General features: G+C 57.7%; 14 protein-coding genes. 6 read left to right on the top strand and 8 right to left on the bottom strand.

Features of this window, described 5'->3' with window-relative positions; all coding sequences use genetic code 11:
- Window positions 1–61: 61 nt before the first annotated feature.
- From spy to astC, 6 genes are all read right to left on the bottom strand, one after another.
- Entirely contained in the window at window positions 62–550 is a 489-nt protein-coding gene (spy, locus tag OGV82_RS18985; protein WP_047457387.1) for an ATP-independent periplasmic protein-refolding chaperone Spy, read from the bottom strand.
- Between the two features lie 324 nt (window positions 551–874).
- The gene (gene astE, locus OGV82_RS18980) at window positions 875–1,843 is read right to left on the bottom strand and encodes a succinylglutamate desuccinylase (protein ID WP_101744281.1); all 969 of its coding nucleotides are present in this window, start codon (window positions 1,841–1,843) and stop codon (window positions 875–877) included.
- The gene (gene astB, locus OGV82_RS18975) at window positions 1,836–3,179 is read right to left on the bottom strand and encodes an N-succinylarginine dihydrolase (protein WP_101744280.1); all 1,344 of its coding nucleotides are present in this window, start codon (window positions 3,177–3,179) and stop codon (window positions 1,836–1,838) included. The genes astE and astB overlap by 8 nt, the downstream gene beginning before the upstream one ends.
- Window positions 3,176–4,654, bottom strand: coding sequence for a succinylglutamate-semialdehyde dehydrogenase (gene astD / locus OGV82_RS18970; protein ID WP_101744279.1), 1,479 nt, complete (start codon window positions 4,652–4,654; stop codon window positions 3,176–3,178). Before astD ends, astB begins: the two co-directional genes overlap by 4 nt.
- Complete coding sequence (astA, locus tag OGV82_RS18965; protein WP_012132639.1) at window positions 4,651–5,685, bottom strand: arginine N-succinyltransferase; 1,035 nt, start codon at window positions 5,683–5,685, stop codon at window positions 4,651–4,653. Before astA ends, astD begins: the two co-directional genes overlap by 4 nt.
- Window positions 5,682–6,902 carry a succinylornithine/acetylornithine transaminase gene (astC, locus tag OGV82_RS18960; RefSeq protein WP_101744278.1) on the bottom strand — a complete coding sequence of 407 codons (1,221 nt, stop codon included), beginning with the start codon at window positions 6,900–6,902 and terminating at the stop codon, window positions 5,682–5,684. Before astC ends, astA begins: the two co-directional genes overlap by 4 nt.
- A 445-nt stretch (window positions 6,903–7,347) precedes the next feature.
- Here astC and xthA point away from each other — a divergent pair, with 445 nt between their 5' ends.
- The 6 genes from xthA to OGV82_RS18930 all read left to right on the top strand — a co-directional run bounded on the left by xthA (window position 7,348) and on the right by OGV82_RS18930 (window position 13,551).
- Window positions 7,348–8,154, top strand: coding sequence for an exodeoxyribonuclease III (xthA, locus tag OGV82_RS18955; RefSeq protein ID WP_012132643.1), 807 nt, complete (start codon window positions 7,348–7,350; stop codon window positions 8,152–8,154).
- A 9-nt stretch (window positions 8,155–8,163) separates the two neighbouring features.
- Entirely contained in the window at window positions 8,164–8,838 is a 675-nt protein-coding gene (locus OGV82_RS18950; RefSeq protein WP_012132644.1) for a TVP38/TMEM64 family protein, read from the top strand.
- Between the two features lie 14 nt (window positions 8,839–8,852).
- On the top strand, window positions 8,853–10,016 hold the full coding sequence (locus tag OGV82_RS18945) for an ABC transporter substrate-binding protein (protein ID WP_047457401.1): 1,164 nt from the start codon (window positions 8,853–8,855) through the stop codon (window positions 10,014–10,016).
- Window positions 9,989–11,524 carry an ABC transporter permease family protein gene (locus tag OGV82_RS18940; RefSeq protein WP_047457405.1) on the top strand — a complete coding sequence of 512 codons (1,536 nt, stop codon included), beginning with the start codon at window positions 9,989–9,991 and terminating at the stop codon, window positions 11,522–11,524. The genes OGV82_RS18945 and OGV82_RS18940 overlap by 28 nt, the downstream gene beginning before the upstream one ends.
- The gene (locus OGV82_RS18935) at window positions 11,524–12,156 is read left to right on the top strand and encodes an ATP-binding cassette domain-containing protein (protein ID WP_047457409.1); all 633 of its coding nucleotides are present in this window, start codon (window positions 11,524–11,526) and stop codon (window positions 12,154–12,156) included. The genes OGV82_RS18940 and OGV82_RS18935 overlap by 1 nt, the downstream gene beginning before the upstream one ends.
- An 87-nt stretch (window positions 12,157–12,243) precedes the next feature.
- The gene (locus OGV82_RS18930; protein WP_101744277.1) at window positions 12,244–13,551 is read left to right on the top strand and encodes a sulfurtransferase; all 1,308 of its coding nucleotides are present in this window, start codon (window positions 12,244–12,246) and stop codon (window positions 13,549–13,551) included.
- A 32-nt stretch (window positions 13,552–13,583) separates the two neighbouring features.
- Here OGV82_RS18930 and OGV82_RS18925 read toward each other — a convergent pair whose 3' ends face one another.
- Together OGV82_RS18925 and OGV82_RS18920 are read right to left on the bottom strand one after the other, a co-directional pair.
- Window positions 13,584–14,219, bottom strand: coding sequence for a CDP-alcohol phosphatidyltransferase family protein (locus OGV82_RS18925; protein ID WP_101744276.1), 636 nt, complete (start codon window positions 14,217–14,219; stop codon window positions 13,584–13,586).
- Complete coding sequence (locus OGV82_RS18920) at window positions 14,212–14,781, bottom strand: carboxymuconolactone decarboxylase family protein (RefSeq protein ID WP_047457415.1); 570 nt, start codon at window positions 14,779–14,781, stop codon at window positions 14,212–14,214. The genes OGV82_RS18925 and OGV82_RS18920 overlap by 8 nt, the downstream gene beginning before the upstream one ends.
- Window positions 14,782–14,829 lie beyond the last annotated feature (48 nt).

Raw genomic sequence — 14,829 nt, 5'->3', positions numbered from 1 at the left:
CGAGAAGAGATGTTGTGAACAGGACCGGCGGTCTTGAATGCGTTAGCGTAACGCTGAGGGATTACTCAGCAGGTGGTGTTGGCATTTTACCTTCCGGCGCCGGACGTTCTGTCAGACGCTTCTCAAAATTGGCATTAAACTGTTTTTTCTGTTCCGGCGTCAGAATGTTGTAGATCTTATTCTGCGTTTCCATGTGCGCCAGCATATTGGCTTTACGCTGTTCTTCCATCTTCGCAATCTGCGCTTCGGCTTTCGCCTTATCGAAGCTGTCGCTGGCGATGATATCGTGCATTGCGCGGCGCTCTTCCAGCGGCGGACGTTTCATCTGGTCACGCTGACCTTTCATAATGTCGCGGATTTGCTGTTTCTGCGCGTCGGTCAGGTTCAAATCTTTGAACATCATGTCATGATGCGGACCGAATTTGCCTTTGTGGTGCATCATCGGCTTCGCATCTGCCGGAGCAGCGGTAGTGGTATCAGCCGCGTGAGCCAGGTTCGCAGCGCCCAGCGCCAGGGTAGAGGCAACAAACAGTGCAGTTAATTTACGCATAATCTATGTCCTTCCTTTCAGTTATTCTTTCGGCGTAGCGCCGTGTTGACGAGATAAACTTTACCGCCTTAATCGTCAATTAGTCAGAGCAACGGTAAAACAATGAAAGTGTAAAAAACAATTTTTCGTCAATTATGAAGAAAAAAAGAATAAATCGAGGAGAGTTGCAATATTTTATTGCAAGCGGGTGATTTTGCAGGAAATATGAAGAACTATACCTGACCGATGACTATTAATAAAGCAGTTTACCAGGATTAATCCGTAATAAATCGCGATAGCACACAAAAATAAGACCCTCAGACGTTCGCCTGAGGGGAGAAATAATTACGCGAGTTTTTCCAGCATCAGGCCAGCGCGTAAACCACAGGCCACATTAGGGTTAGGAAAGAGAACATATTCAACATCATGGGTAGCGATCACCCGCTCATCGCCATCCTGCGCCAATAGCGTTCCTTCTTTGAACGGCGTGAAATTCAGCGTCTGGTTATCCATATAGAGAACAAACGCATCGCTGCGGCGTGTAATTTGCGCCACCACGCGATAGCGAACCGGCCTCGTTCCCCCTTCCATCGGCTTTTCTCCCGCCAGCAACGTCGCCAGCGCTTGCGCGGTAGGGGTAAATTGCGTCAGATCGTTGTGCCCAAACGGCAGCGCTTTGCCCAGCTCCAGCGTGCAGGACAACGCGCCAAAATGCTCACAGCTAAAATGCGTAAAGGTGCCGCCCGGCGTTTGATGAAAAACCAGCGCCTCCAGCCCTGCCGCCCCCAGCCATGACAAAAAGTGTTCATCCCAGGGGATCGGCCGTTGCGGCAAGACGCCAAACCGAACGTGGCGGGAGCCGCGAATCGCAGTATGCAGATCAAGATGCCAGCGTATCCGCGTTTTGCGGCGGGAATAAAAATCCTCCAGCAGTTGTTCCAGCTCGCGGGCGCGCAGCGTTTCCCCGCTCTCCTCGAACATCTGCCAGCGCCCGCCGAACATACGGTTCATATCGCTATGGCAATAGCGTACCCCCTCGGCCAGCGCCGGAGGATTCCCCAGAATCACCAGCAATCGCCAGCGCAGGGGGATTTTTCCCTCAAACAGCGCCGAAAGGAGTGCATCCAGCATTTCCACAGGCGCCGTTTCATTGCCGTGGATGCCCGCAGAGAGCACCAGAGCGCGGTCAACCTCAACGGCAGGCGTAAGTTCAAGCACACCAGGCATCTGCCAGCGCCAGTGAAAGCTCTCCGTTTCCCCTTGCGTAATATCGGGGGATATTCCTGCCAGCGTCTGCGCCAGAAAGTTATCCATTCCCTGCGCCCTCCTGCTGGAAGAGATACACCGACCCCAGGTTAAGCAGTTGCGTCAGCGTATCAAGCGCCTCCCGCCCTTCACGCAGCAATTGCGGATCGGCCAGATCGGCGGCGGTGAGGCGGTCGCGATAATAACGATCCACCCAGTCATTGAGCGTGCTGAACAGGGTATCGTTCATCATCACCGCCGGATTCACCGCCCGCAGCTCATCCTCGGTCAATACCACGCGCAAGCGTAAACAGGCCGGGCCGCCGCCGTTCGCCATACTTTCGCGCAGGTCGAACACGCGCAGATCGCTGATGGGGTTATCAGCCGCCAGCAACGCGTTCAGATACCGCCACACACCGGCATGTTCCCGGCACTCCTGCGGCAGAACCAGCACCATCGAGCCGTCATCGCGGCTTAAAAGCTGACTATTAAACAGGTACGTGGCGACGGCATCCTGCACGGAAACCTCCCTGGCAGGCACCTCAAGCGGCATAAATCCCGCCACGCGCGACCGGAGCTGGCGCATCAGCTCGCCCTGCTTTGCGAATGCCTGTTCATGGCAGAACAGCACCTGGCGATTCGACACCGCAATCACATCATTGTGGAACACGCCGAGATCGATAACGTCTGGATTCTGCCGGGCAAAGATAACCTGATGCGGATTCACCTGGTTAAGACGCGCCACCGCTTCACTGGCCTCGCGGGTTTGCCGCGCCGGATAGCGCACCGGACGCGTGTCGACGCCCTCTTCACGCCCATAGACAAACAGCTGAATGCCCGGCGCGCCATAATCACCGCCAAGCCGGTTATGGTTGGCAGCGCCTTCATCCCCCAGCAGCGCCACCTGCGGCAGCGCGTCGTGCACTGCGAAAAACTGCGCGTCGCGGAAGATGGCCCGCAACAAAGACGCCGTGGTCGGCGCCTCCAGCGCGCGGTGAAATTTGTTGTTCAGGTTCGCCACCGTCAGATGCACTTTGCCGTCAAGCGCGTCCGCTGAAGGACATACCGTCGCCGCATTCGCCACCCACATCGGCGAGGCGGAGCTGACGCTGGAGAGCCAGTGAGGCGCCTGGCGCGCCACTTTCTCCAGCACCTGCTCGTCCTGCCCGCTAAAACCTAGCTGACGAAGCACGGGAATAAACGGCCGCTCGTGCGGGGGGATGACCGCCTGAGGGAACCCCGCATCCGCCAGCGCTTTCATCTTGAGTAAGCCCTGCTTCGCCGCCAGGCGGGGATTCGACACCTGAAAGCGGTGCTGTATCGACGCCTCGTTACCAAAGGACAGCCCGGCATAGTGGTGGGTTAACCCCACCAGACCGTCAAAATTCACTTCATGCGCTTTCATACCGGTTCCTCGCGAGAGAAGTCCAGCCCCGGACTGAGCGAATCGGGCAGTACAAGCGTCGGCGATTCCAGGCTCGCCATCGGCCAGGCGCAATAATCTGCCGCATACCAGGCGCTGGGGCGATGGTTCCCCGACGCGCCAACGCCGCCAAACGGCGCCGTGCTGGCCGCTCCGGTCAGCGGTTTGTTCCAGTTAACAATACCCGCACGCGCCTCCAGCAGTAGCTGGTCGAACTGCTTACGATCGGGAGACACCAGCCCGCACGACAAACCGAAGCGGGTGTTATTCGCCATACGAATGGCTTCATCAAAGCGCTCATAGCGCCAGACGCTCAGTAACGGGCCAAATACCTCGTCATCCGGGACCTGCTTCACACCGGTCATTTCGATAATGCCCGGCGTCAACAAGGACGTTCCCGCTTTCAGCATACGTGGGGCCAGCAGCGTTCGTCCGCCCATCGCCTCAAGACGCTGCCAGGCCTCATACACATGACGCGCAGCCGGTTCGGAAATCAGCCCGCCGATGAACGGCTGCGGTTCATCATCCCACTCACCCGGCGTTAAACGCTGACTCACCTCCAGCAGGCGCGCCAGAAACGCGTCGCCCTGTTCCCCGCGTTTCACCAGCAAACGGCGGGCGCAGGTGCAACGCTGTCCGGCGGTGACAAACGCCGACTGAATCGTGAGGTGTACCGCCGCATCAATGTCCTCTGGATTCTCAATAATGAGCGGGTTATTCCCTCCCATTTCCAGCGCCAGGATTTTTTCCGGTTGCCCGGATAACTGACGGTGCAACTGATATCCCGTATTCGCGCTGCCGGTAAAGAGCAGGCCGTCAAGCGCGTCCAGCGCGCTGAGCGCCTGTCCCGTTTCGCGCCCTCCTTGCACCAGGTTGAGTACGCCAGGCGGCAACCCCGCCTGTTGCCACAGTTTCATCACCGCTTCGCCAGTCCACGGCGTCAGCTCGCTCGGTTTAAAAATCAGGGTATTTCCGGCCAGCAGCGCCGGAACGATATGGCCGTTGGGTAAATGGCCGGGAAAATTGTATGGGCCAAACACCGCCAGCACGCCATGCGGTCGATGGCGCAATGTCGCCGCCCCGTCCGGCAATTCGCTTTGTTGTTCTCCCGTCCGGGCATGGTATGCCTTCACCGAGATAGCGATTTTATTGATCATCGCCGTCACTTCCGTCGCCGCTTCCCAGCGAGGCTTCCCGGTTTCTCGCGCAATAATTGCCGTCAACTCCGCTTTATGAACCTCCAGCAAGGCGGAAAATTTTTCCACAATGGCCTGTCGCGCGGCGAAAGGCAGCCTGGCCCAGGCCGGAAACGCTGCACGCGCCGCACGCCCTGCCTCAGCGACCTGTGTCGCATCCGCGTCGCTGCCCTGCCAGAGCACTTCGCCATTCACCGGATTCGTTTTGACCCGGCGCTCCCCCTGACCAGTTACCCAGTCGCCATTTATCCATAAAGTCATGCGGTTTTCTCCTCAGCGCAAAGACGTACCAGACGAACGCGATCTCCCGCGTGGCATTTGAGCGCATCAAGTTGCGCCGCAGTCAGCACCAGACGTTGCGTATCCGGGTCGGTGCGAATCAGCATGGCGCGAAAGTGATGATAATTTTCATTGGCGACCAGACACGCCGGAAACTCGCCCGGCGCGGGCTGGCCTTCCACCACGTCCAGCAGGCGGCTTTTACGGATTGCCCGAACCCGATCAATGTCGCACTCCAGCGTCGGGCCGCCGTCGAAAATGTCGATATAGTTGCGGTAGCGGAAACCTTCTTTCTCCAGTACCGTTCTGGCCGGCGCCGTTTGCGGATGTACTTCGCCAATCACCGCCTGCGCTTCTTCCGATAAGAAATGGGTGTAAATAGGGTGCTTCGGCATCAGTTCAGCAATAAACGCCTTCTGCCCGGTGCCGCATAAATAGTCTGCCCGGCTGAATTCCATGGAAAAAAAGCGTTCTCCCAGGCTTTCCCAGAACGGCGAGTAGCCGTGTTCGTCGATCACCCCGCGCATTTCCGCCACAACCTTTTCATTAAATTTGTCGCGAAACGCCGCCATAAACATAAAGCGTGATTTAGAGAGCAAATAGCCGTTGCCCTCTTTACGCCAGTCGGGATCGAGGAACAGCGTGCACAGTTCGCTGCTCCCGGTGTGATCGTTACTGAGGAACAGCGTCGGCAGCGCGTTATAGACATTCAGCTCTTTAGAAGCATGCACCAGCGTGCCAACGCGATAGTTGTACCAGGGATCGTTCAACCCCACGGCCACCTCAATCGCACAAATTCCCGCAACGCTTCCCGTATCGCTGTCCTCCAGCACGAACACGTAACCCTGTTCGCTTTTCGGCAGTTCGCCACGCCACGTTTTTAGCGCGCGCTCAATACGCGACGTCAGCGTCGCTTCATCTGCTGGCAGAGAGGTCAGGCCGCCACCGGTTTTACTGGCAAGCTGCATTAACGCACTGACATCACGTCGTTCGACGGGGCGGATCACCATCATGACGAACCTCCTGCTTTGATGCGTTCACAGGCCAGCGCAAAGCGATCCAGCCCGGTTGCCACTTCCTCTTTGCTGACGTTTAACGCAGGTGCGAAACGCACCACGTTAGCGCCCGCAATCAACACCATCACTCCGGCTTTTGCGGCTTCCTGTGAAATAAGTTTAGCTTTTCCGGCAAACTCAGCCTCCAGAACACAGCCAATAAGCAGCCCCAGTCCACGAATTTCACTGAACAATCCGAAGCGTTCATTTATGGCGTTCAGGCGTTCGACAAACCAGTCATGGCGTTGCTTAACGCCGTTCAGCATTTCCGGCGTATTGACGATTTCCAGCAGCTTTCCCGCCACCGCAGAAGCCAGCGGGTTGCCGCCGTAGGTGGTTCCGTGAGTGCCTACCGTCATCACGCTGGCGCATTTTTCAGTGGCCAACAGCGCCCCGATGGGGAAACCGCCGCCCAGCGCTTTCGCTGTAGTGAGCAGATCGGGGGTGACGCCATAATGCATGTAGGCATACAGCTCGCCGGTACGCCCAACCCCCGTCTGTACTTCATCAAAAATCAGCAAGGCATTGTGTCGGTCGCACAATTCGCGCAGCCCCTGTAAGAATGCTTTCGTGGCCGGGAGCACGCCCCCTTCGCCCTGCATGGGCTCCACGATCACCGCGCATGTCGTGTCATCAATCAGTTCTCTGGCCGCGTTGAGATCGTTATACACGGCATGGCGGATATCCGGCGGCAGCGGAGCGAAATCCTGTGAATACGCGGGCTGCCCGCCTGCGCTGACGGTAAACAGCGTGCGGCCATGAAAGGCATTTTTAAATGCCACAATCCCGCTTTTATGCGTGCCAAAACGATCGTGCGCATACTTACGCGCCAGTTTCAGCGCCGCTTCGTTGGCCTCCGCGCCGGAGTTACAGAAGAAGACGCGTTCAGCAAAGGTGGCGTCAATCAGCATCTTCGCCAGTCGCAGCACCGGCTCGTTGGTGTAGCCATTTCCGGTATGCCAGAATTTGCTCGCCTGCTCATTCAACGCCTCGCGTAAAGCCGGGTGCGCATGGCCGAGCGCATTCACCGCAATTCCCCCGGCGAAGTCGATATACTCTTTCCCCTGCTGATCCCACAGGCGTGAGCCTTCTCCACGAACCGGAATAAAAGGTGCCGGGGCATAGACCGGCATCATCCATTCATCAAAATTTTCACGCGTAATTGACAGAGACATAGCGACCTCTTCCGGTAAATAAAAAGTTATTTATATGTTAATAAAATGAGTGTTTGCGCTGTAAATGTAGATTGCACTGTTCGTGCCAGCCAGAGGAAAAAATGCATAAACCGGTTTTGGAAACGAAAAATCAACGGGTTACAACCCGCCGGTATTCACTATTGCTGCATAAAAAGTGAATATATTTGCGAAGAAAAGAACAAATAAGAGGAAAAATCGAAATATTATTCAGTCGCCAAATATAATTCTGGAATTGTGATCGTAGACGAAATTTATCGGAAATTATTGCATCGTTATGACGCACTCCGCCCTGAAACAGTGCAGTTTTTGCTCCATCGTTAAGACCATTGGCAGTTATCGTTTGATTCGCGCGACAAGTGGCAGTCAGCCCGTCTAATTTCTGCTACCATCCTTGCACTATTCACCTTGCAAAGTGGCAGCGACTATGAAATTTGTCTCTTTTAATATCAACGGCCTGCGCGCCCGTCCTCATCAACTGTCAGCCATTGTCGACAAGCACCAGCCTGACGTGATCGGCTTGCAGGAGACAAAAGTTCACGACGATATGTTCCCTCTCGAAGAGGTAGCAAAGCTCGGCTATAACGTCTTCTATCACGGACAGAAAGGCCATTACGGCGTCGCGCTACTGACCAAAGAGACGCCTGTTTCTGTGCGCCGTGGTTTTCCCGACGACGGCGAAGAGGCGCAGCGCCGTATCATCATGGCGGAGATCCCGTCGCCGCTGGGCAGTATCACCGTCATTAACGGTTATTTCCCGCAGGGCGAAAGCCGTGACCACCCGCTGAAATTTCCGGCAAAAGCGCAGTTTTATCAGAACCTGCAAAACTACCTGGACAACGAACTGAAACGCGACAATCCGGTGCTGATCATGGGGGATATGAATATCAGCCCAACCGATCTGGATATCGGCATTGGCGAAGAGAACCGCAAACGCTGGCTGCGTACCGGTAAGTGCTCCTTCCTACCGGAAGAGCGCGAGTGGATGGATCGCCTGATTAACTGGGGGCTGGTGGATACCTTCCGTCACGCGCACCCGGAAACGGTCGATAAATTTTCATGGTTTGATTACCGCTCAAAAGGTTTCGACGACAACCGGGGGCTGCGCATCGACCTGCTGCTGGCGAGCAATCCGCTGGCCGAACACTGCGTTGAAACCGGCATTGACTATGAAATCCGCAGCATGGAAAAACCGTCCGACCATGCGCCCGTCTGGGCAAAATTCCGGGTCTGATAAACGCAGGTGAACGCGAAAAAACGACTGCTCTCAGGTTTTTTAATCATCTGTATCGCCGGGGTGGTGTGGGCTTTGCCCCCCGGTTTTCTCTCCCTTGATACCCTGAAACGCTATCACACGATGCTGGCGGCCTGGCAGCAACAGTCGCCATTCCTGAGCGCCGGTCTCTATTTTCTGGTCTATACGCTGGTGGCGGCCTTATCGATTCCCGGCGCTGCGCTGCTGACGCTGCTCGGCGGCGCGCTATTCGGACTCTGGCAAGGAACGCTGCTGGTCTCCTTCGCGTCAACCCTCGGCGCTACGCTCGCCATGCTGGCCAGCCGCTACCTGCTGCGGGAGTGGATCTCCCGCCGGTTCGCACGCCAGATGCAAACCGTAAATCATGGTATGGCGCGCGACGGCGCCTTTTATCTGTTTGCGCTACGCGTAATGCCGCTGTTCCCCTTTGTTCTCGTTAATTTACTCGCCGGGTTGACGTCAATCCGCGTACGTCAATACTGGTGGATCAGTCAGGCGGGCATGTTTCCGGCAACGGTGATTTATCTCAACGCCGGACGCCAGCTCAGCCAGTTGACATCAATACGCGACATTATTTCCCCCGGTATGCTGGCGGCCTTTGCCCTGCTGGGGCTGTTACCGCTGGCCTCCCGTTGGCTGGTTAAGCGTTTTTTACGATCCTAATTTCAGGAGCGATCATGCGTCGTACTCTATTACTGGCGGGTCTGCTGTTGACGGGCCATGTGCAAGCCGTCGAAAACTGGCAGGCGGTGAAAGATGAAGCCAAAGGCCAGACCGTCTGGTTTAACGCCTGGGGCGGCGACAATGCCGTTAATCAGTATCTCGACTGGGTCAGCGGCGAGATGAAAACGCATTACGCCATTAACCTCAGGATTGTCCGGCTTGCGGATGCCGCCGATGCCGTGAAACGCATTCAGACAGAGTCCGCCGCCGGGCGTAAAACCGATGGTTCCGTCGATCTGCTGTGGGTAAATGGCGAGAACTTCCGCACGCTGAAAGAAGCCGGACTGCTGCAAACTCACTGGGCGGAAACGCTGCCAAACTGGCGCTATGTCGATACGCGCAAACCGGTACGCGAGGATTTTTCCATGCCGACGCAAGGGGCGGAGTCACCCTGGGGCGGCGCGCAGTTAACCTTCATTGCTAACCGGGATATTACGCCGCAGCCGCCGCAAAGCCCGCAGGCGCTACTCGCTTTTGCGAAAGCCCATCCCGGTACTGTCACCTACCCACGGCCGCCGGATTTTACCGGGACGGCGTTTCTGGAACAGCTGTTACTGGCGTTAACCCCTCAACCGGATGCGCTCAAGGTCGCGCCGGATGACGCGACGTTCGATTCCGTCACCGCGCCGCTATGGGCATACCTCGATGCGCTGCATCCCAGCCTGTGGCGGAAGGGAAAAGACTTCCCTCCCTCTCCCGCCCGGATGGACGCGCTGCTGCAAGCCGGTTCGCTGCGCCTGTCTCTGACGTTTAATCCCGCTCATGCGCAGCAAAAGATCGCCAGCGGCGAGCTGCCCAAAACCAGCTACAGTTTCGGCTTTTCACAAGGCATGATTGGCAACGTGCATTTTGTCACGATCCCGGCGAACGCCCGCGCCAGCGCAGGCGCAAAGGTGGTTGCCAATTTCCTGCTCTCCCCCGACGCGCAGTTGCGCAAAGCCGATCCGGCGTTCTGGGGCGATCCTTCCGTGCTTGATCCGCATAAGCTGCCCGCCGGGCAGCGGGAAGCGTTACGGTCGCGCATTCCTGACGGGTTGCCGCCTACGCTGGCGGAACCGCATTCCGCATGGGTGAACGCGCTGGAACAGGCATGGCTACGCCGCTACGGTACGCAGTAACCCTGCTGGTCTGGGGCGTGATGGCGGTCATCTGGCTGCCGCTGGTTCCTGCCGCATTCACGCTTATCACGCCCGCGCTCTCCGCTACGCACTGGCTGGCGCTGTTTAGCGATCCGCAGCTTCCGCAGGCGCTGCGGGCAACGCTGGTCTCCGTCACCCTGGCGGCAACCGGCGCACTGGCTATTGCGCTGACGATCGTCGTCGCGTTGTGGCCTGGCGCAAAATGGGCGCGTCTTTGCGCCCGCCTCCCCTGGCTACTGGCCATTCCTCATGTGGCCTTTGCCGCCAGCGCCCTGCTGCTTTTTGCCGAAGGCGGGATGCTTTATCGCCTTTTCCCCTCGCTCACGCCGCAGATGGATCGCTATGGCATCGGGCTTGGGCTCACGCTGGCCGTCAAAGAGAGCGCCTTTCTGCTCTGGGTTCTGTCGGCATTATTAAGTGAAAAACAGCTTTCGCAGCAGGTCATCGTGCTGGATACCCTGGGCTACAGCCGTCTGCAATGCCTGAGCTGGCTGCTGTTACCCGCCGTTGCGCCAGGATTAGGCGCGGTGATGCTGGCGATTGTCGCCTGGTCATTATCGGCAGTGGATGTCGCGATGATTCTGGGGCCGGGCAATCCACCTACGCTGGCAGTGTTAAGCTGGCAATGGCTGAGCCAGGGCGACGCCGACCAACAGGCCAAAGGCGCGCTCGCCAGTTTACTGCTCGTGGCGTTGCTTATGCTGTTTGCCCTGTTCGGCTATCTCATCTGGCGGGGATGGCAACGCACCCTTCCTGCCATCAACGGTCTTCGCCGCCAGCGCTTATCAGGCAGAAGCGGAAAAACGCTGGCGCTAACGCTGCCGTTAAGCGGCATGCTGTGCGTGGCGCTGCTGGCTTATATGGCTGAACCTGCGTCGGTGAACCGCGAAGCGCTGATGAACAGCCTGCAAATGGGGCTGGCATCCGCCGTGCTGGGGTTGATGACGCTGTTCTTATGGCTGGAATGGGGGCCGCAAACCGGGCACCGCTGGGTCTGGCTGCCAATATTGCTGCCTGCGCTGCCGTTGGTCGCCGGGCAATACACTCTGGCGCTGCTCGCCGGGCAAGACGGCCAGTACGCTACCGTTATCTGGGGACACCTGCTGTGGGTTATCCCGTGGATGTTATTCGTCCTCAAACCCGCCTGGCAGCGCATTGACCCACGGCTGGTGCTGATCGCGCAAACGCTGGGCTGGACGCGGGTTCGTATCTTCTGGCGCATCAAGTGCCCACTTTTACTGCGCCCCGCATTGTTTGCCTTCGCGGTAGGCTTTTCCGTCAGCATCGCCCAATATATGCCGACACTCTGGCTGGGCGCCGGACGCTATCCTACGCTCACCACAGAAGCCGTGGCGCTCAGCAGCGGCGGCAGTACCACAATTCTTGCATCGCAGGCGCTATGGCAACTGCTGTTACCCCTGCTGGTTTTCGCGCTGACGGCGCTATGTTCACGCGTCATTGGCCACTATCGTCAAGGACTCCGCTAATGCTCATCGTTCAACATCTCACGCTGCGCCTGGGCAATCATCGCTTATTGAATCAGGTCGCCTTTCAGGTCAAAAAAGGTGACATTGTCACGTTAATGGGACCCTCCGGTAGCGGAAAGTCTTCGCTGTTTTCGTGGATGGTCGGCGCACTGCCGTCTCAGTTTCAGGCCTCCGGCGAGCTTTGGCTCAACGAACGACGCATCGATACGCTCCCCACCGCGCAACGTCAAATCGGTATTTTGTTTCAGGATGCCCTGCTGTTTGACCATTTCAGCGTCGGGCAGAACCTACTGCTGGCGCTGCCTGCCGCAATAAAAGGGGCGGCCAGACAAACGGAAGTACGGCATGCTCTTGAGCGCGCCGGGCTGGACGGGTTCAGCCGCCGCGATCCGGCGTCATTGTCCGGCGGCCAGCGCGCCAGGGTGGCCCTGCTTCGCGCGTTACTGGCGCAACCGCAGGCATTACTGCTGGATGAGCCGTTCAGCCGACTGGACGCCGGGCGCCGCGACGCCTTCCGCCGGTGGGTCTTTGCCGAAGTACGGCAACAAAACATTCCGGTGGTACAGGTGACGCACGATATCCAGGATGTCCCTCCCGGCGGCACGGTGCTCCAGATGGAGGCGTGGGCGTGAATATGCCGACAAACTGCGTTAACGCAAAGTTTTTCCCTGCCAGCCAGCAGAGAATGGCGCCCTCTTATTTTAACGTCGGGCTATTCGATGAAACGTGTTTCTCAAATGACCGCGCTGGCACTGGCTTCAGGACTCGCCTGCGCTTCCTCCTGGGCTGCTGATATGGCGCAGTCGCTTACCTTCAGCCAGCTACAGCAAAAACAGGGCGCCGCAATTGATACGCGCCAGAGCGCTTTTTACAACGGCTGGCCGCAAACCCTTAATGGCTCTTCCGGTCACGAACCTTCCGCACTGAATCTGTCAGCCTCCTGGCTCGATAAAATGAGCGACGAGCAGCTCGCCGCCTGGCTGCAACGGCATCAGCTCAGGAAAGACGCCCCGCTGGCGCTGTATGGCAATGACAGTGGCGTACAGGCTGTGAAATCACGTTTACAGAAGGCAGGCTTCAGCCAGATTGCTACGCTGAGCGATGCGCTGACCGATCCTTCCCGACTGCAAAAGCTCCCTCACTTCGAGCAATTAGCATACCCACAGTGGTTGCATGCCCTTCAACAAAACCAGCCGGTTACGGCTAAACCGGCGGGAGACTGGAAGGTGATTGAAGCAGGCTGGGGCGCGCCGAAATATTATCTGCTCAGCCACATTCCCGGCGCCGGATACATCGACACCAATGAGGTGGAAAGCGAACCGCTGTGGAATAAAGTCTCTGACGCGCAGTTGAAAGCGATGCTGGCGAAACACGGTATTCGCCATGACACGACGGTTATTCTGTATGGCCGCGACGTATACGCTGCGGCGCGCGTTGCGCAGATTATGCTCTATGCGGGCGTGAAGGACGTTCGTCTGCTCGACGGCGGCTGGCAAACCTGGTCCGATGCGGGCCTGCCGGTTGAACGCGGCATGCCCGCTGACGTGAAGCCGGAACCCGACTTTGGCGTGGCGATCCCAGCGCAGCCGCAGTTAATGCTGGATATGGAACAGGCCCGCGCCCTGCTGCACCGTCAAGACGCATCGCTGGTCAGTATCCGTTCCTGGCCGGAATTTATCGGCACCACCAGCGGATACAGCTATATCAAGCCAAAAGGCGAAATTGCCGGCGCGCGTTGGGGACATGCGGGCAGCGACTCCACGCATATGGAGGATTTCCATAACCCGGACGGCACCATGCGCAGCGCAGAGGATATCGCCGCCATGTGGAAGCAGTGGGATATTCTGCCGGATCAGCACGTTGCCTTCTATTGCGGCACCGGCTGGCGCGCCTCCGAAACGTTTATGTACGCGCGGGCGATGGGCTGGAAAAACGTCGCCGTGTATGACGGCGGTTGGTACGAATGGAGCAGCGATCCGAAAAATCCGGTGTCCACCGGCGAGCACGGCCCGGACAGCAGTAAGTAGTAATACGCCTGATGGCGCTACGCTTATCAGGCCTACAGGGAGGATCTTTTTCCAGGCCGGATAACCTTCAGCGTCAGGTATCCACTCCAGACCCTTGTCAGGGTGGTCATCCAGCACAACGCGCCAAATACCCACGCCAGAACGGGAAAATAACGCGGAAACAGGCAGCTCAGAACAAAAAGCAATATCGTCTCGGTGCCTTCGGTCAACCCGCCCAGATAGTAAAACGATTTGTGCGCATAGCCCGGATTATCAATCTGATGCTTCGCCGCCAGCGCCGCAAACGCCAGAAAACTGCTGCCCGTACCGATAAACGCAAACAGCAGCCAGCCCCCTGCCAGCGCGTTTTGTTCCGGTACGGCCAGGATAAAACCAAACGGAACCAGCGCATAAAACAGAAAGTCGAGGGTGATATCAAGAAATCCCCCCGCATCGGTTAACCCTCTGCGCCGCGCCAGCGCGCCATCCAGCCCGTCGAACAGGCGATTCAGCACAATGGCTGCCAGCGCGGCCAGATACCAACCCAGCGCCAGAAACGGCAGCGCCAGCACGCCAATGGCAAATCCGAACAGCGTCAGGCCGTCCGGGGTGATCGCCGGTTTATCGAGATACGCAGCACCGCGGTGCAGGAGCGGTTTAACCCGTGGGTGCAGATGCCGGTCAAACATGTGGCGCTCCTTTCAATGCGTCACACAGCCCTTGCGAAGGAATATCCAGCGCGGCATTAAAACGCGCCGACAGGTTCTGAAAGGCGATCAGCGCCGTCATTTCGGTAATCGCGTCGTCAGTAAAATAGCGTTTCATCATCGCCTTGAGCGCCTCATCAACCTGCGGCGGCGTGGCGGTCACGGCCTCGGCATAAGCCAGTGCGACACGCTCCTCCTCGCTGAACAGCGTGGACGATTGCCACCCGGCAACGGCCTGTACTTTATCCAGCGCTCCACACCGTTCGGCCAGACGTAAACTGTTGGCATCCACACAGAAGGCGCAATGGCACACCTGCGAAACGCGCGTCATCAACAACGCGCGCATCACCGGCGTTACCCGCGCGCGCTTACGTTCCAGAAACCCGACAAACAGCGCCACCAGCCAGAACAGAAACGGCATTCGCCCCCACCAGCGCGTGGGGTGCAGAACGTCGCCGTAATGTTTTTTCTGCGTAGCGACGAGAGGTTTCAGACTGGAAGGGATATGGGTCAATGGGCTAACCCAGGGTTGTGGATCGTTCAACGCTTGCTCCTGAAGACTTTAGGTCACGCAAAGATAAGGATAGTATGT

The sequence above is a fragment of the Citrobacter sp. CK191 genome, from assembly GCF_030333435.1.
In the GTDB taxonomy this organism is placed as follows: Bacteria; Pseudomonadota; Gammaproteobacteria; order Enterobacterales; family Enterobacteriaceae; genus Citrobacter_B; species Citrobacter_B koseri.
The sequence above is the reverse complement of the archived record's forward strand: the minus strand, read 5'-3'. Positions and strand labels throughout refer to the sequence as shown.

Excerpts from the sequence above, each read along its gene's own strand:
- astB (WP_101744280.1), bottom strand. The coding sequence starts at position 3,179 with ATGAAAGCGCATGAAGTGAATTTTGACGGTCTGGTGGGGTTAACCCAC.
- OGV82_RS18925 (WP_101744276.1), bottom strand. The coding sequence starts at position 14,219 with ATGTTTGACCGGCATCTGCACCCACGGGTTAAACCGCTCCTGCACCGC.
- OGV82_RS18945 (WP_047457401.1), top strand. The coding sequence starts at position 8,853 with ATGCGTCGTACTCTATTACTGGCGGGTCTGCTGTTGACGGGCCATGTG.
- astC (WP_101744278.1), bottom strand. The coding sequence starts at position 6,902 with ATGTCTCTGTCAATTACGCGTGAAAATTTTGATGAATGGATGATGCCG.
- spy (WP_047457387.1), bottom strand. The coding sequence starts at position 550 with ATGCGTAAATTAACTGCACTGTTTGTTGCCTCTACCCTGGCGCTGGGC.
- astA (WP_012132639.1), bottom strand. The coding sequence starts at position 5,685 with ATGATGGTGATCCGCCCCGTCGAACGACGTGATGTCAGTGCGTTAATG.
- OGV82_RS18930 (WP_101744277.1), top strand. The coding sequence starts at position 12,244 with ATGAAACGTGTTTCTCAAATGACCGCGCTGGCACTGGCTTCAGGACTC.
- OGV82_RS18940 (WP_047457405.1), top strand. The coding sequence starts at position 9,989 with ATGGCTACGCCGCTACGGTACGCAGTAACCCTGCTGGTCTGGGGCGTG.
- astD (WP_101744279.1), bottom strand. The coding sequence starts at position 4,654 with ATGACTTTATGGATAAATGGCGACTGGGTAACTGGTCAGGGGGAGCGC.
- OGV82_RS18935 (WP_047457409.1), top strand. The coding sequence starts at position 11,524 with ATGCTCATCGTTCAACATCTCACGCTGCGCCTGGGCAATCATCGCTTA.
- astE (WP_101744281.1), bottom strand. The coding sequence starts at position 1,843 with ATGGATAACTTTCTGGCGCAGACGCTGGCAGGAATATCCCCCGATATT.
- xthA (WP_012132643.1), top strand. The coding sequence starts at position 7,348 with ATGAAATTTGTCTCTTTTAATATCAACGGCCTGCGCGCCCGTCCTCAT.